Below are 19519 nucleotides of genomic sequence, written 5' to 3' on the forward strand. Positions count from 1 at the left end.
GACAATCAGACAAATAAACCACGCAGGCAAACCTGTCCAGATGCCCGGGCGTGCGATTGTGTCAGGACGCGTCCGAGAGCTGCGCCATGGTCTGAGTCAGCGCCGCAAGAATGAGTGGATCCGACGGCGTATGGGTGCCACCCGGTACCCAGTGCACATCGGCGCCGGGAAGGAAGCGCTGCAGCAAATGCACATTGGCGGCCGGACATATCCAGTCATGCGTGCCATGCAGCAAAGTAGCCTTCATCGGCACCTCGCGCAGTTGCGCCAGTAGCGCAGGCAGGTCGATAAACCCCATGTGGCGCAAATAGTGTGCCTGGATACGATATTTATGGATAATGCGCTGCGCCGCCTTAGCCCGATCGGGTTCGTCTTGGCCACTGTCAGCCTGGAGACTGCCGTGCCGACAGCCGTCTGGTCTGTCGCGCTCTGATCCTGGACTTGCTTTTTTGCGGCCTGCTGCCCCTTAGGTGCTTGCTGCGTGACTTTACCCTGCATCATGCTGACCATAATCTTGCTTTCATAGCTGCTCCAGCGCTCGGCTGCATCCGATATTTTCTCGCGATCACTGCCCAGCAGCCGGTCCGCCAGCGTCTGCAAGACTGATTCTTTTTCACTATTGCTCATGGTCTCGGTCAGGCTGTCCCAGGCTTGCGGCACCAATGCCTGCAATTGCTGGAAGAACCAGTCCAGCTGCAACCGGGAAGGCAGGAACGTGCCGCGCAGCACGAGATGACGAATGTGTTTTGCATGCCTGGCCGCATAGGCCAGGGCCAGGTATGCTCCCCAAGATCCGCCCACGACGGTCCACGCCGAAATGGCCAGATGCTGTCGCAACCGTTCAATATCGTCTACCAAATGCGCCGTTGTATTATGTTCCAGACTTCCGGTGGGCAGGCTTTTGCCGCTGCCGCGCTGGTCAAACAGGACGACCCGCCAGCGATTCAGGTCAAACCACTCCAGCATGGCCAGATTACTGCTACTGCCCGGCCCGCCATGCAGAACGACTGCGGCAGGCGCCCGGACATTGCCGAATTCGGCGTAATACAACTGGTGCCCATCGGGGGTCTGCAGATAACCTTGGGACAATGGCATGCTCATAAAAACAAGTTCCGGACAGAAGATGAAAACAGGATCGCACATTACAACTGATATAATGGCCAAGGCATAAACCGGAAATTTTTTGCAGGTTAAAGCGCCTTGACAAATATGCGAGTCATGCTACCATTAATTTGACTGCGCATCGTTTTACAGTCATGCGGGGCAGTAGCCATATTCAATTATCAGTATCATGCTGGTAGCTGGCTCATACACCTTCTGCCTGCCACTTCGACATTTTCCATCTGAACAGGAGATATTTATGAAATGGACAACACCTGAGTTTTGCGATCTGCGTTTTGGCTTTGAAATCACGATGTACATTGCCAACCGTTAATCTGCATCCTACGCTCATACCATGCGGCGCTGGCGAGAGCCAGTGCCGTTTTACTTGCTACCTATGAAAATTCTTGTGCTTGGCTCTGCCGCCGGTGGCGGATTCCCGCAGTGGAACTGCAACTGTCCCAATTGTGATGGTGTGCGCCGACAAAGCATCCGCGCCATCCCCCGTACCCAGTCATCCATTGCGATATCGGCCGACGGTATTCAGTGGCTGCTGGTCAATGCTTCTCCCGATATTCTCAAACAAATCCAGGCTAACCCTGCCCTGCAGCCCGCGCGCAGCGTGCGTGATACCGGTATCACATCTGTAATATTAATGGATGCCCAGATCGATCATGTGACCGGCCTGCTGATGCTGCGCGAAAGCGGCAGCCCCATCCCCTTGTATTGCACTGAGCCGGTATGGAACGACCTGAGCACCGGCCTACCGCTCACCCAGGTCCTGTCGCATTATTGCGGCCTGACGCACCGGCACATCACCGTTGAAGAAAATCGCTTCAGCCCGCCTTTGCAACTGGTCGAGCTGCCGGGCATTACCATTACCCCGTTTCCGCTCACCAGCAAGGCCCCGCCCTATTCGCCCAACCGCAATAATCCGCAGGTGGGCGACAATATCGGCCTGCTTATTACCAGCGAGCGCTCCGGCAAAAGTCTTTTTTATGCACCCGGTCTGGGCCAGATCGAACCGCTGGTCCTGGAGGCCATGTCCCGCGCTGATTGCGTCATGGTAGACGGCACGGTGTGGACCGAAGACGAGATGATCCGTCTTGGCCTGTCACGCAAGACTGCCGCCCAGATGGGCCATCTGCCGCAATCGGGACCTAACGGCATGATCAGCGTTCTGGACTCGCTGGGCGACAATAAACGCAAAATTCTTATTCATATTAACAACAGCAATCCGATTCTGAATCAGGATTCGGAAGAAGCTGCAGTGCTGCAACGGCATAATATTGAAATCGCCGTTGACGGCATGGAGATCACATTGTGAGCATCGTTCTGTCGAATCTTGCTGGATATAACCAGAAACAAACCGACCCCCAGGCCTGGGACCGGGCCGAATTTGAACGGCAGCTGCGCGCCAAGGGCGCCAGCTACCACATCCACCATCCATTCAATATCCGAATGAATAGTGGCCAGTTGAGTCAGGACGATATCCGCTGCTGGGTCGCCAACCGCTTCTATTACCAGATCAATATTCCGCTCAAAGATGCTGCGGTCATGTCCAACTGCCCCGACAGGGAAACCCGCCGCCGCTGGATTCTGCGCATGCTGGACCATGATGGTTTTGGCGATAATGAGGGCGGCATTGAAGCCTGGACGCGTCTGGGCCTGGCGGTGGGTATCAGCCGCGAGGATTTATGGTCTTTGAAGCTGGTCGCACCCGGCGTACGTTTCGCCGTAGATGCGTATGTTAATTTTGCGCGCCAGGTGCCATGGCAGGAAGCGGTTTGTTCATCACTGACCGAAATGTTTGCACCGAAGATTCATAAAGACAGGCTGGCAAACTGGCCCGGCCATTATCAGTGGATCGAGCCAGAAGGACTGGAATATTTCCGTAGTCGGATCTCTCTGGCGGAACGGGATGTCGAACACGGGCTGCAGGTCACGCTCGATTACTTTACCACCCGCCAGCAGCAAGCGCGGGCACTGGAAATACTGCAATTTAAACTGGACATTCTATGGTCCATGCTGGACGCCATTGAAAAAGCCTGCCAGCACAACAGCGAGACAACCCATGCCTGACTTGCCCGAAAAGCCCCTGTTGTCGCGCCTGTTCCGGCTGCAGTACGAAAAGGCGCAAAACGCCTATGTACTGCTGTATCCGGAAGGCATGGTCAAGCTCAATGACAGCGCCGCCGAAATTCTACGTCGCTGTGATGGCGAACGAAATATTGCCCAGATCGTTGCCGATCTGGAACAAAGCTTTGCCACGACAGGATTGCAGAAGGATGTTGAATCATTTCTGCAGGCTGCGCAGGAGCGTGGCTGGATCAAATAGAGGTCACCATGGATATGCCCCAAGTTGCTGAGCAAAAGCAGAAACCGACCATTGCGCCCCCGCTGTGGCTGCTGGCCGAACTGACCTATCGCTGTCCGCTGCACTGCGTGTTCTGCTATAACCCGGTGGATTATGCCAGCAACCTGAACGAGCTTACTACCGACCAGTGGATCAGCGTTATGCGCCAGGCGCGGGAAATGGGCGCGGCACAACTGGGGTTTTCCGGCGGCGAGCCTTTGCTGCGCGATGACCTGGAAATACTTGTGGCAGAAGGTCGCCAACTGGGTTTCTATACCAATCTTATTACGTCCGGCGTTGGCTTGAAGCGCGAACGGCTTGCCGCCCTGCGGGAAGCCGGGCTCGATCATATTCAACTGTCCTTCCAGGACTCCACGCGGGAAATGAACGATTTCCTGACCCACACCAAAACCTTTGATTTGAAATCTCGCGTTGCCTCCATGATTCGCGAATTCGAATATCCCATGGTGCTGAATGTGGTCCTGCATCGCTATAACCTGGACCATATCGAACGCATTATCGAGATGGCCGACAAAATGGGTGTGGAGTATCTTGAACTGGCCAACACACAGTATTACGGCTGGGGTCTGATCAACCGCGAACAGTTGTTGCCTGATCGGGAGCAATTGCAGCGCGCCGAAGCCGCCGTTGCGCGCTATCGCGAGAAAATCGGCAATCGGATGCGTATTCTGTTTGTGGTGCCGGATTATTTTGAAAAGCGACCAAAAGCCTGTATGAACGGCTGGGGATCCGTTTTCCTGGCCATCTCTGCCGATGGCAGCGCCCTGCCCTGTCATGCCGCAAAAACCATTCCTGGCTTGCAGTTCCCGCAGGTAACCGATACCGCCCTGCATGATATCTGGTACCACAGCGACGCATTCAACAAGTTCCGCGGTGATGCCTGGATGCAGGAGCCTTGTCGCACCTGTCCGGAAAAGGAACGGGATTTCGGCGGCTGCCGCTGCCAGGCGCTGGCCCTGACCGGCAATGCCGCCAACGCCGATCCGGTTTGCGATAAATCACCCTATCACCATGTTATTACGGATATGATCGGCCGTAAGCCGACAGTCGCCGTCCAGGAAAAACCGCTGGTGTTTCGCAACGACGCCAACTCGCGCCGGCTGTCTGCCGACATGGCCACCGGCGTGCCGGCAAGCGAAGACAAAATGTCGCCCTTATAGGGAAAACGAGGCACGCATAACATATCATGTGATATACAATTGGGTGAGTATGGACAGGTTCCCCGGCCACTAACGGGTCACCGATATGTTCGCAGTTTAATGTTGCGCAGACAACATCAATATGTAGCGGGCATACAACCCGTATACAAGCACCGAGACAGATTACAAAAATCGGCATCAGCCACCGAAAGGACAAGCGCTGATGTACATAGCAGGAGGAGACATGTACTCGTTGGAGGTCAGCAACCACATTGAGCGGATTAACCAGATTGTGCATCGCGGCGTCATGGTTCCGGACATTGATCCGGCGGTCGCCAGTTCCTGGGGGCGTTGCGTCAACGATTATGGCCTGGACCCGGAAAGCCGTCGCCTGCCTCCCGTTCTGACCCACGCCGAGCGGATCGCACGCTCGGAACAGAAGCGGGTCCTGATTACCGAAGCCAAACATGAAATGAATATTCTGTATCAGCAACTGGCTGATCCGGAGTTGGCCGTTGTGCTCGTGGATACCGACGGTTGTATTTTGCACATGGTGGCCGCTGATCACCTGGAAAGTGATCTTTCCGGGCTGGGTTTGCGCCTGGGGGCAATCTGGAGTGAAGAGGAAGTGGGCACCAACGGGATGGGCACCTGCCTGGTCGTAGGCGAGCCCATTGCCATCCGTCAGACCGACCACTTTTTATACAAACATATTTTGCTTACCTGTTCCGCAGTTCCGGTCATGGATCACACCGGAAAAATGATTGCAGTACTGGATGTGACCAGCCGCTCGTCGCTGCTGCAACAGCATTCGCTGGTGCTCATCGGCATGACCGCCCGCATGATTGAAAACCGCCTGCTTACCGTCAATTGCAAGCAAGCGCATCCGGTGCATTTCCACAGCCGGCCCGAAAGCATCAATACCGTGCATGACGGCAAGCTGATGGTCGAAGAGGACGGCACTATTGTTGCAGCCAACCAGAGTGCGCTGTTCCAGTTGGGCTTTCCCGACATGCAGGCGCTGCGCCGTTATCGCTTCGATGAAATTTTCCAGCTGACGCTTGAATCGCTCTTGCAACGCAGTATGCAAAGCTCGTTTCACCCTGTACCGATCTATCGGGCCGGGGCGTCCAGTCGTTTTTTTGCCGTGGCCCAATTGCCTCCTGCCGGCTCCACCCATTTGACCTTTCACAGCGCACCATCCAAAACATCCGGTCTGCCCGCACAGGACAAAGCGTCCGAGCCGGCCAGCCTGCCTGCCAGAACCGTCAAGCCGGGCAACGTTGCTGCGTTGAACTTGGCGATCCTGTCTTGCGCGACCAATTCGAACTGGCACAACGCGTCGTGAGCAAAGGAGTTCCGGTGTTGCTGTATGGCGAGACAGGATCCGGCAAGGAAGTGCTCGCCCGCGCGGTTCATGATCGCAGCCCCCGTCGCGATGGCCCCTTCGTCGCCGTCAACTGTGCATCGCTGCCCGAAAGCCTGATCGAAAGTGAATTGTTCGGCTATCGAGCAGGTGCTTTTACCGGCGCCCAGCGCCAGGGTCGCAGCGGCAAAATACTGCAGGCCCATGGCGGCACGCTTTTGCTTGATGAAATTGGCGACATGCCTTTGGCATTGCAGGCACGCCTGCTACGCGTGCTTGATGAGCGCAAGGTTACCCCGCTCGGTGCTGACGCTTCGGTCGATGTAGACATTCAACTGATCAGCGCCAGCCACCGGAATCTGACCGATCTGGTTGCCAAGGGTCAATTCAGGGAAGACTTGTACTACCGCCTCAACGGCGTAGAAATACGCCTGCCACCGCTGCGCGAACGCCAGGACAAACGCCAGCTTATCGAGGCCATCCTCCAGGAAGAAGCCGGCAAACCGGTAGTACTCAGCGATCAGGCGCTGAAGATTCTCATGCAATACGTCTGGCCTGGCAATTTGCGCCAGATGCGCCATGTGTTGCGCACCATGGCCGTCCTGGCCGAAGGCACAATCATTGGTGTGGAGCACTTGCCCGGGCCGCTGGCAGATCAGCATTCACAACCGACAGGCAATGGCGTTGCGTCAATTGGGTTGACAGACTGTATGGCTGTGAGCGACGAACACGAACCGGTTAACCCTTTGCAGGAAAGTGAAAGAATTACCCTGATCCAGCTGCTGGAGACCCATCGCTGGAATATCAGCGATGTGCGCGAACGCTGGGTGTCAGCCGCAATACCCTGTATCGCAAACTGCACCGGCACAACATTACCCTGTCCACGCAGGGTAACCCCACCACCATCTGAAAAGCGGTACAATCAATTTACTGCACCGCAACACCGGCCCCAAAGGCCGGTGTCTTTGTTTTCCGCATGATCTGCACTACAAACCGGTCCCGGGCTTACCTGCCTGTCGGGCCCTCAGTCGGTAGCACACCCTACATTATTCTTACACTGCTTTGCCGTGGCCGGCCGGCGACGCGCGCCTGTACATATGTGGCGCGGCGACCGATGCCGCACGTTCATTATCTCAAGGACTATTCATGATGCAGGCCATCGCCCGCCTGAGCCAATTCGTTGGCAAGACATTTGTCATATGGGTATTGCTGTTTGCAATACTGGCTTTTTTCAATCCTGCCAGCTACGCCTGGTTAGGCAAATATATTGTCCCCCTGCTTGGCATCATCATGTTCGGCATGGGCCTGACCATTTCCAAAAACGACTTCGCCGAGGTATTCAAGCGCCTGGCACGGTTGCCATTGGCGTACTTGGTCAATTCATTATCATGCCAGGACTGGCCTGGCTGCTGGCTACCGGACTGAACCTGAGCCCTGAAGTCGCCGTGGGCGTGATTCTGGTTGGCTGCTGCCCGGGCGGCACCGCTTCGAACGTCATGACGTTTCTGGCACGCGGAGACATCGCCCTTTCCGTGGCGATTACTTCTGTCACCACCTTGCTGGCGCCAATCGTCACGCCCGGGTTGATCTATCTAATGGCCAGCCAGTGGCTGGATGTGAGCGCTGCAGCCATGTTCTGGTCCATCGTACAGGTCGTGATTCTGCCCATCGCTCTGGGACTGATTGCGCAAATGGTGCTCAAGGAAAAAGTGCAGGCCGGCGTAGCGTATTACCTCTGGTGTCGGTCGTAGCCATTGTTGCCATTGTTGCGGCTGTGGTCGCCGGCAACCAGGAAAAGATCGCAAGCAGTGGCCTGGAGATTTTTGCTGTCGTGATCCTGCATAATGGCCTGGGCCTGCTGCTGGGCTACTGGCTGGCAAAATTGTCGGGCCTGAGTGTCGCACAGCGCAAGACCCTGTCTATTGAAGTGGGCATGCAAAACTCCGGCCTGGGCGCCGCACTGGCAACGGCCCACTTCTCACCGGCAGCTGCCGTGCCAAGCGCGATTTTCAGCGTCTGGCACAACATTACCGGCCCGCTGGTCGCCACCCTGTACCAGCGTTTCAAAAACGATGACGCGACCTCTACGGCGCAAGACAAGGAACATCCGGTGTCAGACGCCACCGCAGCGCTACGCGATTAAGCGGTTAAGCAACCAGGCAACGAGTAACGAGCAATAGACCGGCCATGCCGGTCTATCGGCCCGGGCCGACAATAGCTCGTCGCGATACACCCAACCCAGACAGCACACATTATGCCCAGCCTGGGCATTTTCAGGCAACTTACCGCTGCCAATTCACTGCACTTTGTACCACGACAGTGGCCAGGCGCCCGCCAGCAATATTCAAACAGCTCTGTCAACCAAGTCGCCCGGCTTGCATGGTCAGCATGCACAATGCACACCATAATCACAACTGTGATTACGCCTTCCCTGCGCACGCCGTGCATTGCGCCGCTTTCTGCTTACAGCGCTTTTCCTACACGTCTTCTATCAAACGCTTGCCCAGCACCACAACCTCTGCGCTCTCGTAGCCCAGCGTGCGATAGAAATCCTGCACGCCGCTGTTGTCGTGCCTGATCATTAGCTGGATTTTCGGACAGCCTTTGCTGCGCAGCCTTTGCTCTGCCTGCAGCACCAGGCTTTTGCCCAGGCCTTGCGACTGATACTGCGGCAATACGGAAAGATAATAAATCCAGCCGCGATGCCCATCATAGCCTGCCATCACCGAGCCCAAAAGCTGCCCGTTGTGTTCGGCCACGATAAACAGCTCGGGCTCCTGCTGCAACTTGCGTTCGATATCCTTATGCGGATCGTTCCAGGGTCGAGTCAGTCCACAAGCCTGCCATAGTGCCACCGTCGCTTCGGTATCATCGGGATGAAACTGTCTGAATTGAATCTGCATCTGCCTTGCGCTCACGAGTATGGGTTTGTTCCGGACACAAAAGAATAGCACAGGCGCCAATGCGGGCAGTATCTATTATCGACCACAAGCGCAATCCGCTGATACCGGATTGTTAACCACAAGCGCCGCAGCCAAACCGTTAACGGATAAGTATATTTCCAAGCAAGCAATTAAATCATGCTTATCTTTTATTTCCCTCGGGACGATACCTTGCTTAACATCGTCAGACACTTGGGAGAATAAACATGAGCAACAATCAGACAGAAAACGTTGAAGCACCCTATGCATCGTTCACCTTACGGCGCGTTGCCGGCCATATCGGTGCCGAAATCGAAGGGCTGCGTATCTCGGGCGATCTGCAGCAAAACGTCATTGATGATATCGAGCGGGCTTTACTCACGCACAAGGTGATTTTTTTCCGCGGGCAGGCGCACTTGAACGATGATATCCACCAGGCGTTTGGTGCGCGCTTTGGCGTAACCGAAGCCCATCCGACCGTCCCGTCCCGCAAAGGAACCCGACTGTTCGAACTTGATGCCTCCAAGGGCGGTGGCCGCGCTGACTCCTGGCATACGGACGTCACGTTCAAGGCACACTACCCTAAAATCGGTATTTTGCGCGCCGTTACTGTGCCTGCATACGGCGGCGACACGGTATGGGCCAATACAGTTCGTGCTTATGACAAGTTGCCACCCGAACTGAAGGCGCTTGCCGAACAGCTATGGGCGGTTCACAGCAACGACTATGACTATGCCAAAGACCGTCAGGAGCTTGATAAGGCCAGACTTGAACACCATAAGAAGGTGTTTATTTCTGATCTGTACGAAGCTGAACATCCGGTCGTCCATGTCCATCCTGTCACCGGAGAACGGGCCCTGCTTCTGGGCCACTTCATCAAATCGCTGAAAATTTTCAAGCAGTGAATCGGCCCGCATGTTCGACTTGCTGCAAAGCCGTGTCACACGGCTGGACAATACCGTTCGCTGGCGATGGCGCCAACACGATGTTGCCATGTGGGATAACCGCGCCACGCAGCATTATGCAGTCAATGACTACGGGAATCAGCCAGGGTTGTACGACGCGTGACGGTTCAGGGGGCAGTAGCCACGTCAGTCCAGGGGCAACACAGCCGCACAAAAACTGCGCCACAAGACAGTGCACATCCCGAGCAAGCCAGCGGCGTTGTAGCGCCTGGATCATCGCCTGAGCCGGCCCTGGCATTCTGACTCAAGTGAGCGACAATGAACAACGTACCCAATAAATACCGCCACACCAGACGCCAGGCATTGCGTAAAATCGCAGCAACCGGACTTTCGCTGGCCGTGCCATCCTGGGCCATCGCATCCGGCAAAAAGCCGCTGGACGGCATTACCCTGAATGTTTCCACGTTCAGTGCAGCATACCCTGTCTTATTACGTCAGTGGATTGGCGAATTTGAGTCGCTGACCGGCGCCCGGATCAATTTTGACACGCCGTCCTTTCCGGTATACAACCAGCGCACCGATCTGGAACTATCAACGAAAGGCGCGGCCTATGATGTTGTCAACGTCACCTTCATCTACTCCAGCAGATGGATTAATTCGGGCTGGCTGACCCCGCTTGACGACTATATCGCCGATCCCAATCGCACACCCGCCGAGTGGGATCTCAATGATTTTGTGAAGGGTGCGCGCGAAGCAGAAACCGGCATAGACGGCAAGCTTTACGGTGTGCCCTGGACCTCGGAAGCGCTACTGCACGTTTCTTCAAGATTCGACCTGGTACAGGAGGCCGGTCTTGATTTTCCGGACACCACCGATGATCTGGTCAAGGTGCTGCGCGCGGTAAACAAAAAAGACAAAGTGGCCGGCTTTGTTGCGGACAATCATTATGGCTGGTCTTTTGTTCCTTATCTGCATGCTTTCGGCGCTGACATTTTCCGCAAGGTACCCGACGACCTGATGCCAACGCTTACCACCCCGGAAGCGGTTGCCGCTGTCGAATACTATGCGGGCCTGATCCGTGAGTTCGGCCCCAACGGCGCCCTCAGCTATACGCCTGACCAGGTAACGCAGGCGCTCAAGCAGGGGCGGGTCAATTTTTCGGATCATGGGCAACTGCATCTGGCGCAGTTGGGCGATCCGAAATCAAGTCGTACCTTGCACACAGTCAAGTTTGGCTTGGCGCCAAAAGGACCGGCCGGACGTTTTCCCGGCACCAGCGTACATGGCCTGGGTATACCGGCGGGTTCGAAAAACAAGGAGGCTGCCTGGACATTTATCCAATGGGCCCTGTCAAAAGAGATAACAGCCAAAGCAGTGGCCGCCGGCTATGGCTCGCCTGCACGATTGTCAGATATCAAGTCTGCAGCATTTCGCAAACGCCAGTTGATAAATGGTTCGGATCTGGCGCAATTGGCCCTTGAGAGTATTGACATGGCGTCAGCCAGCGGCCATATGAAATATCGTACCGTTTCCGTCTATCCCCAGATCGATCAGCAAATCAACAAAGTGATTCCTTTGGTCGTCACCGGCCAGTTGTCTGCAAAGCAGGCACTGGAACAGGCCCAGAACCAGGCGGTCGCCCAGTTGCGCCGCTCAGGTATCAAACTGTCATGAGATCAACAGCGCGTGGCAACGCCTCTTGCATACCGGTGTCGTGGGAGCAGTCTCGCAACAGATCATTTCTGCTGGGCCTGCTGCCTGCGCTCGCCGTGCTTCTGGTGATCACGCTGGCACCTGCTTTAGCGCTTTTTGTGACGAGCCTGACGCCGCTCAGTCTTGTGGATCCGACAGTTTCATTCAATTTTTCAGATCCACTGGTTAATTTTCGCCAACTCATGCAGGACGAGCGATTTCTTGATTCGGCCATCACCCAGTGCAAGCTCTCGCTCCTTACGGTCGCCATGCAACTGACGGCAGGCACAAGCCTGGCCTTGCTGCTTAACGGCAAATCCTCTGTCCTGCAATATGCACGCAGCGTCTTTTTGATTCCCATGCTGATTCCTCCTGTGGTGGTGGCGTTGATATGGAAGATCATCTACTCGCCGGACATCAGCCCCCTGCACCGGCTACTTGAGTTTTCGGGATTGACACTTGAGGCGCTCACGACCAACCCGCACACCGCATTATGGGCAATTGCGGTTGCGGACACCTGGCAGTGGTTCCCATTTACGCTATTGATGATACTGGCGTCGCTGCATATGCTGCCGGCCGATCCCGTAGAAGCGGCAAGAATGGACGGCGCAAGCCGGATACAGGTTCTGAGATACATTGTATTGCCGCACGTCCGGCCCGTGCTTGTCGTTTGCGGACTGTTCCGCCTGATAGACAGTTTCAAGGCTTTCCCGCTCATCTATATTCTGACAGATGGCGGCCCCGGTAATGTCACCGAAGTCAGCAACTATTACGGATTCACCCAAGCCTTTAATTTTTCATATTGGGGATACGGGAGTGCGATCGCCGTACTTATTCTTGCCGGCGTGTTCTTTTTGAGTCTGATTGTCACCCAATTTACCCGGAATTCACATGACCCAATCAAAAACACTTGAGCAGTACACGCAGCCGCTGGCAAGCCATGGTTTGGCTTACTCTGGCCTGCGTCATTGGGCAAGAAGCCTGGCCCGCAGCGTTCAGGTACTGCGGCGCTATGCCCGCACCATCACTGTGCTGCTTGTGATGCTTGTGATTATGCTGCCTGTCATATGGACAATTCACCTGGCATTCAAACCGGCACTGGAGATTTTTGACACAACACTCGGGTTCGTACCTACGCTGGAGAATTTTCAAAGCCTGCTCGCCGATGGCAGCTTTCTAACAGCACTGGGCAACAGTGTGTTGGTGAGCGTACTGTCCACCACATTTTCCATGCTGCTGGGTGTGCCGGCGGCATATGTGCTGACTCGTTGGAAATTCAAGGTGCGTAAACAGATCGCCCTGTGGATTCTGGTTACCAGGATGGCGCCACCTATCGCATTTACGATTCCATTTTTCCTGGCCTTTCGCTGGCTGGGTCTGCAAGACACGCTTGCCGGACTCACATTGATCTACATGACCTTCAACCTGGCCATCGTTATCTGGCTGATGCAGTCCTTTTTCGCGTCGGTTCCGGCCAGCCTGGAGGAGGCAGCCTGGCTGGACGGCTGTGGTGTATGGTCAGGGTTCTTGCGCATTACCCTGCCCCTTGCAGCACCTGGTCTTGCCTCTACAGCGATCCTGTGCTTTATCTTTGCATGGAGCGATTTTTTCTACGCCTTGGTGCTGACCCGGACACAAGCGGTTACGGCTACGGTTGCCATTGTCAATTTCCTTCAGTATGAAGGCTGGGAATGGGGAAAAATCTCAGCTGCAGGCACGCTGGTCATGCTGCCGGTATTGCTGTTCATGGTGATTATCCGGCGCTATTTGGTACATGGCCTGACCGCAGGCGGAATCAAGGACTGACTTTGGAAACACATTATGTCTGCTATTAAATTACAGAAGCTGGTAAAGCACTACGAGAACCGCGAGATCCTGCACGGCATTGATCTTGACATAGAAGATGGGGAGTTTGTCGCGTTGGTGGGCCCCTCCGGTTGTGGAAAATCCACGCTGTTGCGCACCATCGCCGGCCTGGAACCATTGTCGACCGGTACGATCACGCTTGGCCAGCGAGTGCTGAACGATGTAGCGCCGAAAGACCGTGATATGGCCATGGTATTTCAGAACTACGCGCTCTATCCTCATTTGAGCGTACGCGACAATTTGGGGTTTGCCCTTAAGATAAAAGGCGTTGACCGGCAGACACGATTTGCTCGGGTGACACAGGTTGCAGCAACGCTGGGACTGGAGCAGCAACTGGATCGCTTTCCGCGCCACTTGTCCGGCGGACAACGCCAGCGCGTGGCCATGGGCCGAGCAATTATTCGGCGCCCGCCGCCTTTCTGTTTGATGAGCCATTGTCTAATCTGGATGCAAAACTGCGCATACAAATGCGCACAGAGATCAAGGCGCTGCATCAGGAGCTGCGCACCACCACCATTTATGTCACCCACGATCAGGTCGAAGCAATGACCATGGCCGATCGCATCGTTGTTTTGCGAGACGGTCGGATCGAACAGATCGGTACACCCTTGCAGTTATATGATCGCCCGATCAATGCATTTGTTGCCGGTTTTATCGGATCGCCATCGATGAACCTGATCAGGGGAAGTCTGCATATAGGCCGACATGCTTCTTACGTGCTTACCGAAGAGGGATTTCAATTGCCCATACAGAACATCTCAGCTCATGCCCGGCCGCGCAATCGGTCATTTATGGCGTCAGGCCCGAACATGTGCGCACCGTAAAGGACGCGGGTCTTAAGGCCCAGGTGCTTGTCATTGAGCCGACCGGTAGCGAAACCCATGTCGCCGCCAGGCTGGGCAACAGCGATATTCTTATTTCACAAAGGGAGCGTTTATCCCTGAACGTCGGCAGTCCGATCCGGATTTTACCGATCATCGAACAGGCTCATCTGTTCGATGCCGACACCGGGCAACGTTTAAATTGAGGAACTGCCACTGGTGATTCAACAGGATGCGGCTTCAACCGCAATGGTGACCAGGATCATCACCATTGCATTTTGGCTACCAACGCACGCGCGGCGGGTCTTTCCATTCGCTGGTCAAACCCAGTCTGACCGACTGGGTCGCAGACAATTTCAACTGCTTGAACAACGCCAGGGAAGCGCGTTCAAAGTCAAAAGAGCGATTTACAATTCGGGTTCTGATACGTTGAGATTTATTTGAATCCGACACTGTCTTTCTCCTGTTCAACGTTATACAGTTACGGGGGAAACCAGCAGCAGCCCACAAGGAACTGCCAAGAGCTATCTTGGCTATCGCCGGCATTCGGATGCTGCTTAAGTTTGGTCAATATAGCATTGTCAGCATCAGGGCATCAAGTGCGCAGCTGATAGAATTTAGTCATTATTCTTATATCGTTATTCGTAATTTTTATCGCTTGTCATCAAGGCTTTTGCCTGTATCCGGCGACCGGAATGTATTGACCAATACCGTAGGCCGGATCCACATAGATATTGCGAATGCAGGCCTCTTTATCGCTGCGATGCAGCAAGTCTTCAACGCCCACTGATTGGCGTTATGGCCCTGATATTGAACGCGCAAAAAGCCAATCACAAGCGCGATAACGCTGCACAGCAAGATAATCACAGTTGTTATATTGAAGACTCTGTTTCAAAACAGTGATCCGCCGATGCTGTGCCATTAGCAGGAATACATGGCCAGTTAATCCTGACACAAGTCACGAATACAAGCCGGCCTGAGTGCCGGCTGCGAGACCGCCGAGAGCAAACGCAGGCCATTATCCTTGTGCTTCCAGCTCCAGTTGGGTTTTGTAACCCGCAAGATTCTTCTGCTCTTCCTTTTCCAGCGTCGGATAGCTCAAGTCCAGCGATTGCAATGTCTGCAGCACGGCGTCGGCCACGGCAAGACGTGCGTAAGGTTTATCGTTGCCTGGGATCACATACCAGGGTCCGGCTTCGCTCGCCGTGTTTTTAATCGTTTCCTCGTAAGCATGCATATACTCGTTCCAGAATTTTCGTTCCTCCAGATCGGCGCTTTCAAACTTCCAGTTTTTTGCCGGGTTATCAAGCCGCTCCAGAAAACGCTTTTTCTGTTCTTCCAGGGAAATGTGCAGGAAAAATTTCAGCACCTTGGTGCCATTGCGGTCCATGTGCTTTTCGAAATGACGAATATCTTCAAACCGCTCGTCCCAGATATTTTCTGTCAGGCAGGCTTTGGGTAGATGCTGGCCATCAAGTATGGTGGGATGAACACGCACCACCAGTGTTTCCTCATAATAAGAACGATTGAAAACACCGATATTGCCGCGCTGGGGCAGGCATTTGCTGGTGCGCCACAAAAAATCGTGCCCCAACTCCTCTTCCGAGGGGCGCTTGAACGAATAGACTTCGCAGCCCTGGGGGTTGACGCCGGACAGCAGGTTCTTGATTGTCGAATCCTTTCCGGCTGCATCCATTGCCTGAAAAACCAATAGCAATGACCAGCGATTATCGGCGTAAAGAACATTCTGTAAATCCGCTATGCCTGCCACATATTCCTGCAATTTCTTTTGGGCATCTTTTTTATCGGGCTCGACGTCCGGATCTGTGAGGCATTTTTTCAAACTGAATTTTTTTCCATTAGTAATACGAAAGTGATCAGAGAAACCGGTTTCGGGCAATGCAGCCATCAAATGCTCCTGAGTGTTAGGCGGATATGCAAGCTATGGGATGAAATCCGATTCTACTGTAACATCGCTTGCGCCACAGCGGGGTTCACAAACCTGAGCAAGAACGCCCGGTGCTGGCGCTCTGGCTACCATGTGTATAAGTGCCGTTGATCAAATAGTGATCAGAAATCGAAAACACTTTCAATATCATGCACTTGTCGATGTTTTACAGAATTATTAAAATCCTATCCACATCATTCTCAACATATTCTGTTGATAAGCGAGACTTCTGTCCACATAAGGATAAAGTTGTGGGTAAGATGTGGTCAACATGTGATTAAGTATTGAATAACTATGGCAACCGTCATTAAGCTGCTTTTGATCGTTATCATCCTCTGGTGGATTGGACGATTTTTCAGCCCGGCCCTGAACCAGTTATGGTCTCGCAGTGTCGGTGCAAGTTTTGTATGGATCAGGCAGAACGGATCACTAATGATGCGCTGGATCGTGATCGCGGGCCTGTTATTGGCAGTGGTTATTATTTATCAATGGCAGTAAGCCATCCTGCTCTGTTGATATTGGCTCTACGATTACGCAGCCGCGGCATCAGCCACAGACACTGATAATGGGCTACATATCCCAACCGCAGCTGCTGTTGCTATTGCAGGCGGCAGCTCGAGTACGATAAAACAAATCGGAAGAGGTGCTCAGCAACACGGAGAGAGCGACAAGCCCGGTACATTCATTGCGCCTTGCTGCGCCATACCTGGCAAAAAAAACCGTGCACCGGTTAAACCGGGCACGGCTTTCTACTTATCAACAAGGTCAGCGCTTATAAAGGCTTTATGACCTGTCGGTAATACTATCAAACACCACGTGAGGCACGTTTGCGTTCGTGCTCCAGCAGATGACGCTTACGCAAACGGATATTTTTGGGCGTCACTTCCACCAGTTCGTCTTCGTCGATGAACTCCACCGAGTATTCCAGGTTCAGCTTGATTGGCGGCACCAGGCGCACGGCCTCATCGGTGCCCGAAGCGCGCACGTTGGTCAGCTGTTTACCCTTGATTGGATTAACCACCAGATCATTATCACGACTGTGAATACCAATGATCATGCCTTCGTACAGGGCTTCACCCGGCGACACAAACATGCGGCCACGATCCTGCAATTTCCACAAGGCATAGGCAACCGCGTCACCATTATCCTGACTGATCAGTACACCGTTGCGACGCTCGCCGATACTGCCTTCACGCACAGGCGCGTAGTCGTCGAAAATATGGCTCATCAGACCGGTACCGCGGGTCATGGATAGAAACTCGCTCTGGAAGCCGATCAGGCCACGCGCAGGAATGCGATATTCCATACGGGTGCGACCACGACCGTCCGATTGCATGTCCAGCAGTTCGCCCTTGCGACGACCCAGCTCTTCCATCACGCCGCCTGGTGATCATCTTCCAGGTCAACTGTCAGCAGCTCCATCGGTTCATGACGAACGCCATCAATTTCCTTGTAAACCACGCGCGGTCGCGACACGGCCAGCTCAAAGCCTTCACGCCGCATGTTTTCAATCAGAATCGTCAGATGCAGCTCGCCTCGGCCCGATACTTCAAAGACGGTGTCGTCTCCGGTATCCCGTACACGCAGCGCCACATTGGATTTGAGCTCCAGGTTCAGGCGATCGCGGATCTGGCGGCTTGTCACGAATTTGCCTTCACGGCCGGCCAGCGGCGATGTGTTGACCATGAAATTCATGTTCAGGTTGGTTCGTCAATCTTGAGCATAGGCAATGGCTCAGGATGGTTGGGATCGCACAAGGTGCAGCCAATACCAATCTCTTCGATGCCATTGATCAGGACGATGTCGCCGGCGTCGGCGCTTTCAACCTGCTCACGTTCCAGGCCCTTGAATTTCAATACCTGGTTGACGCGGCCCTTGCTCTGCTCACCGTCTTCACCAAAACGAACCATCACTTCCTGGCCAGGACGAATCCGACCACGGTTGATACGGCCTACACCGATCTTGCCGACGTAGCTGTTGTAGTCAAGCGAAATGATCTGCAACTGCAGGGGCGCCTCTTTGTCATCGTTACGCTGAGGTACATATTGCAAAATCGCATCAAACAGCGGACGCATATCGCCTTCGCGAACATCATCAGTCAGACCCGCATAACCGCTCAGCCCGGAAGCATATACGATTGGGAAATCAAGCTGTTCTTCGGTCGCGCCAAGTTTGTCAAACAGATCAAACGTGGTATCGATGGCAAAATCAGGCGTGCGCCAGGGCGGTCAATCTTATTGACAACCACAATCGGCTTTAAGCCAGGGCCAGTGCTTTTTTGGTCACGAAACGGGTCTGCGGCATCGGGCCTTCGACCGCATCTACCAGCAGCAGCACGCCATCAACCATGGACAGTACTCGCTCTACCTCACCGCCAAAGTCGGCATGTCCCGGAGTGTCAATAATATTGATGTGTGTGCCTTCATATTCCACGGCACAGTTTTTGGACAGAATCGTGATACCACGTTCTTTTTCAATATCGTTCGAGTCCATGACACGCTCAACCATCGCCTGGTTGTCCCGGAATGTACCGGACTGACGTAAAAGCTGATCAACCAGCGTTGTTTTCCCATGGTCAACGTGCGCAATAATCGCAACGTTACGGAGCGCTCGGCTCATAATGTATCTTCCTTTTGTCGTATATTGGACGGCAGCAGGCCGTCCGGTATTTCATTTAGCGGTATCAGGGGTGTCAGCCTGTTTTCCATCTGTTCGAGCTGGTCTATCGTCGTGGCACCGGTCAGATCGAAAGGACCGACACGCGTTCTGCGCAAAGCGGTCAAGTGAGCGAAACAGCCCAGCGCCCGACCAATATCCTGGGCCAGTGTCCTGATATATGTACCCTTGCTGCAATCGACAGCCAGCACCATCGAGGTTTCGTCCAGGGCCTGCACCTGCAGGTCATGGATCACTACCGCGCGCGGCTCTCTTTCCAGTACTATTCCCTGACGGGCATATTCATAAAGCGGGCGCCCGTCACGCTTGAGCGCCGAATGCATTGGCGGAATCTGTAGTATTGAACCGCGAAACTGTGGCAATACCATGTCGATTTTTTCACGGGTTACCGATTCGGCTGTCAGTTGTGCCTGTTGTACAACAGTGCCGGTCAAGTCGCCTGAATCGGTTTCCGTGCCAAACTGCAATGTCGCAATGTAGGACTTGTCGGCATCCAGCATGGTCCCGCAAATTTTTGTTGCCTTGCCAAAACAGCAAACCAGCAAGCCGGTCGCAAATGGATCCAGCGTGCCGGTATGGCCCCCTTTTTTCGCATCCAGCATGCGACGCACGCGTTGCAGCGACTGGTTGCTGGAATATCCGAACTGCTTGTCCAGCAAAAGGACGCCGTCGATCTCCTGCCCGCGTTTTCTTCCCATCGCCTGCCC

17 protein-coding genes and 4 pseudogenes are annotated in these 19519 nt (G+C 54.2%); 15 read left to right on the forward strand and 6 right to left on the reverse strand.

Going from position 1 to position 19519, the window contains the following annotated elements:
• Nucleotides 1-61: 61 nt before the first annotated feature.
• Entirely contained in the window at nt 62-247 is a 186-nt protein-coding gene (locus TKWG_RS13020) for an alpha/beta fold hydrolase (RefSeq protein ID WP_014751275.1), read from the reverse strand.
• Nucleotides 244-1101: an alpha/beta fold hydrolase gene (locus tag TKWG_RS13025; protein WP_014751276.1), complete on the reverse strand. Its 858-nt coding sequence runs from the start codon at nt 1099-1101 to the stop codon at nt 244-246. The genes TKWG_RS13020 and TKWG_RS13025 overlap by 4 nt, the downstream gene beginning before the upstream one ends.
• 259 nt (nt 1102-1360) lie before the next feature.
• Between TKWG_RS13025 and pqqA the strand changes: the two genes are divergently transcribed.
• The 8 genes and pseudogenes from pqqA to TKWG_RS27195 all read left to right on the forward strand — a co-directional run bounded on the left by pqqA (nt 1361) and on the right by TKWG_RS27195 (nt 8126).
• Nucleotides 1361-1435, forward strand: a complete 75-nt coding sequence (gene pqqA, locus TKWG_RS13030; RefSeq protein ID WP_014751277.1) for a pyrroloquinoline quinone precursor peptide PqqA — start codon at nt 1361-1363, stop codon at nt 1433-1435.
• 63 nt (nt 1436-1498) lie between these two features.
• Complete coding sequence (pqqB, locus tag TKWG_RS13035; RefSeq protein WP_014751278.1) at nt 1499-2428, forward strand: pyrroloquinoline quinone biosynthesis protein PqqB; 930 nt, start codon at nt 1499-1501, stop codon at nt 2426-2428.
• Nucleotides 2425-3183 (forward strand): pyrroloquinoline-quinone synthase PqqC, encoded by a 759-nt coding sequence (pqqC, locus tag TKWG_RS13040; RefSeq protein ID WP_014751279.1) that lies wholly within the window; start codon nt 2425-2427, stop codon nt 3181-3183. The genes pqqB and pqqC overlap by 4 nt, the downstream gene beginning before the upstream one ends.
• Complete coding sequence (gene pqqD, locus TKWG_RS13045; RefSeq protein ID WP_014751280.1) at nt 3176-3439, forward strand: pyrroloquinoline quinone biosynthesis peptide chaperone PqqD; 264 nt, start codon at nt 3176-3178, stop codon at nt 3437-3439. Before pqqC ends, pqqD begins: the two co-directional genes overlap by 8 nt.
• A gap of 8 nt (nt 3440-3447) precedes the next feature.
• The gene (gene pqqE / locus TKWG_RS13050; protein WP_014751281.1) at nt 3448-4638 is read left to right on the forward strand and encodes a pyrroloquinoline quinone biosynthesis protein PqqE; all 1191 of its coding nucleotides are present in this window, start codon (nt 3448-3450) and stop codon (nt 4636-4638) included.
• Nucleotides 4639-4861: 223 nt separating this feature from the next.
• Nucleotides 4862-5965, forward strand: a complete 1104-nt coding sequence (locus TKWG_RS25070) for a sigma-54-dependent Fis family transcriptional regulator (protein ID WP_041709509.1) — start codon at nt 4862-4864, stop codon at nt 5963-5965.
• Nucleotides 5962-6963, forward strand: coding sequence for a sigma-54-dependent Fis family transcriptional regulator (locus TKWG_RS27525; protein ID WP_456047808.1), 1002 nt, complete (start codon nt 5962-5964; stop codon nt 6961-6963). The genes TKWG_RS25070 and TKWG_RS27525 overlap by 4 nt, the downstream gene beginning before the upstream one ends.
• 169 nt (nt 6964-7132) lie before the next feature.
• Nucleotides 7133-8126 (forward strand): annotated as a pseudogene (locus tag TKWG_RS27195) (bile acid:sodium symporter family protein).
• A 334-nt stretch (nt 8127-8460) separates the two neighbouring features.
• Here TKWG_RS27195 and TKWG_RS13070 read toward each other — a convergent pair.
• Nucleotides 8461-8886: a GNAT family acetyltransferase gene (locus TKWG_RS13070; protein ID WP_014751283.1), complete on the reverse strand. Its 426-nt coding sequence runs from the start codon at nt 8884-8886 to the stop codon at nt 8461-8463.
• Between the two features lie 245 nt (nt 8887-9131).
• Here TKWG_RS13070 and TKWG_RS13075 point away from each other — a divergent pair.
• The 6 genes and pseudogenes from TKWG_RS13075 (at nt 9132) to TKWG_RS13100 (ending at nt 14978) form a co-directional block, all read left to right on the forward strand.
• A pseudogene (locus TKWG_RS13075) lies at nt 9132-10112 on the forward strand (TauD/TfdA dioxygenase family protein).
• A 15-nt stretch (nt 10113-10127) separates the two neighbouring features.
• The gene (locus TKWG_RS13080) at nt 10128-11483 is read left to right on the forward strand and encodes an ABC transporter substrate-binding protein (protein WP_014751284.1); all 1356 of its coding nucleotides are present in this window, start codon (nt 10128-10130) and stop codon (nt 11481-11483) included.
• On the forward strand, nt 11480-12415 hold the full coding sequence (locus TKWG_RS13085) for a carbohydrate ABC transporter permease (protein WP_014751285.1): 936 nt from the start codon (nt 11480-11482) through the stop codon (nt 12413-12415). Before TKWG_RS13080 ends, TKWG_RS13085 begins: the two co-directional genes overlap by 4 nt.
• On the forward strand, nt 12393-13307 hold the full coding sequence (locus TKWG_RS13090) for a carbohydrate ABC transporter permease (RefSeq protein WP_014751286.1): 915 nt from the start codon (nt 12393-12395) through the stop codon (nt 13305-13307). The genes TKWG_RS13085 and TKWG_RS13090 overlap by 23 nt, the downstream gene beginning before the upstream one ends.
• Before the next feature lie 15 nt (nt 13308-13322).
• Nucleotides 13323-14394, forward strand: a pseudogene (locus TKWG_RS26320) (ABC transporter ATP-binding protein).
• Between the two features lie 323 nt (nt 14395-14717).
• Complete coding sequence (locus tag TKWG_RS13100) at nt 14718-14978, forward strand: hypothetical protein (RefSeq protein ID WP_014751288.1); 261 nt, start codon at nt 14718-14720, stop codon at nt 14976-14978.
• A gap of 228 nt (nt 14979-15206) precedes the next feature.
• On the opposite strand, the gene TKWG_RS13105 is transcribed toward TKWG_RS13100, so the two are convergent.
• Nucleotides 15207-16097, reverse strand: a complete 891-nt coding sequence (locus TKWG_RS13105) for a polyphosphate kinase 2 family protein (protein ID WP_014751289.1) — start codon at nt 16095-16097, stop codon at nt 15207-15209.
• A gap of 333 nt (nt 16098-16430) precedes the next feature.
• Here TKWG_RS13105 and TKWG_RS13110 point away from each other — a divergent pair, with 333 nt between their 5' ends.
• Nucleotides 16431-16634, forward strand: a complete 204-nt coding sequence (locus TKWG_RS13110; RefSeq protein WP_014751290.1) for a hypothetical protein — start codon at nt 16431-16433, stop codon at nt 16632-16634.
• Between the two features lie 307 nt (nt 16635-16941).
• On the opposite strand, the pseudogene typA reads toward TKWG_RS13110, so the two are convergent.
• Nucleotides 16942-18755: pseudogene (typA, locus tag TKWG_RS13115) on the reverse strand (translational GTPase TypA).
• Nucleotides 18752-19510: a tRNA pseudouridine(55) synthase TruB gene (gene truB / locus TKWG_RS13120; RefSeq protein ID WP_014751292.1), complete on the reverse strand. Its 759-nt coding sequence runs from the start codon at nt 19508-19510 to the stop codon at nt 18752-18754. Before truB ends, typA begins: the two are co-directional and overlap by 4 nt.
• Nucleotides 19511-19519: the final 9 nt, after the last annotated feature.

Origin of the sequence: Advenella kashmirensis WT001 (assembly GCF_000219915.2) — a bacterium.
Lineage (GTDB): Bacteria > Pseudomonadota > Gammaproteobacteria > Burkholderiales > Burkholderiaceae_B > Advenella > Advenella kashmirensis.

Excerpts from the sequence above, each read along its gene's own strand:
- TKWG_RS13020 (WP_014751275.1), bottom strand. The coding sequence starts at position 247 with ATGAAGGCTACTTTGCTGCATGGCACGCATGACTGGATATGTCCGGCC.
- TKWG_RS13025 (WP_014751276.1), bottom strand. The coding sequence starts at position 1,101 with ATGAGCATGCCATTGTCCCAAGGTTATCTGCAGACCCCCGATGGGCAC.
- pqqB (WP_014751278.1), top strand. The coding sequence starts at position 1,499 with ATGAAAATTCTTGTGCTTGGCTCTGCCGCCGGTGGCGGATTCCCGCAG.
- pqqD (WP_014751280.1), top strand. The coding sequence starts at position 3,176 with ATGCCTGACTTGCCCGAAAAGCCCCTGTTGTCGCGCCTGTTCCGGCTG.
- pqqE (WP_014751281.1), top strand. The coding sequence starts at position 3,448 with ATGGATATGCCCCAAGTTGCTGAGCAAAAGCAGAAACCGACCATTGCG.
- TKWG_RS25070 (WP_041709509.1), top strand. The coding sequence starts at position 4,862 with ATGTACTCGTTGGAGGTCAGCAACCACATTGAGCGGATTAACCAGATT.
- TKWG_RS13070 (WP_014751283.1), bottom strand. The coding sequence starts at position 8,886 with ATGCAGATTCAATTCAGACAGTTTCATCCCGATGATACCGAAGCGACG.
- TKWG_RS13080 (WP_014751284.1), top strand. The coding sequence starts at position 10,128 with ATGAACAACGTACCCAATAAATACCGCCACACCAGACGCCAGGCATTG.
- TKWG_RS13085 (WP_014751285.1), top strand. The coding sequence starts at position 11,480 with ATGAGATCAACAGCGCGTGGCAACGCCTCTTGCATACCGGTGTCGTGG.
- TKWG_RS13090 (WP_014751286.1), top strand. The coding sequence starts at position 12,393 with ATGACCCAATCAAAAACACTTGAGCAGTACACGCAGCCGCTGGCAAGC.
- TKWG_RS13105 (WP_014751289.1), bottom strand. The coding sequence starts at position 16,097 with ATGGCTGCATTGCCCGAAACCGGTTTCTCTGATCACTTTCGTATTACT.
- TKWG_RS13110 (WP_014751290.1), top strand. The coding sequence starts at position 16,431 with ATGGCAACCGTCATTAAGCTGCTTTTGATCGTTATCATCCTCTGGTGG.
- truB (WP_014751292.1), bottom strand. The coding sequence starts at position 19,510 with ATGGGAAGAAAACGCGGGCAGGAGATCGACGGCGTCCTTTTGCTGGAC.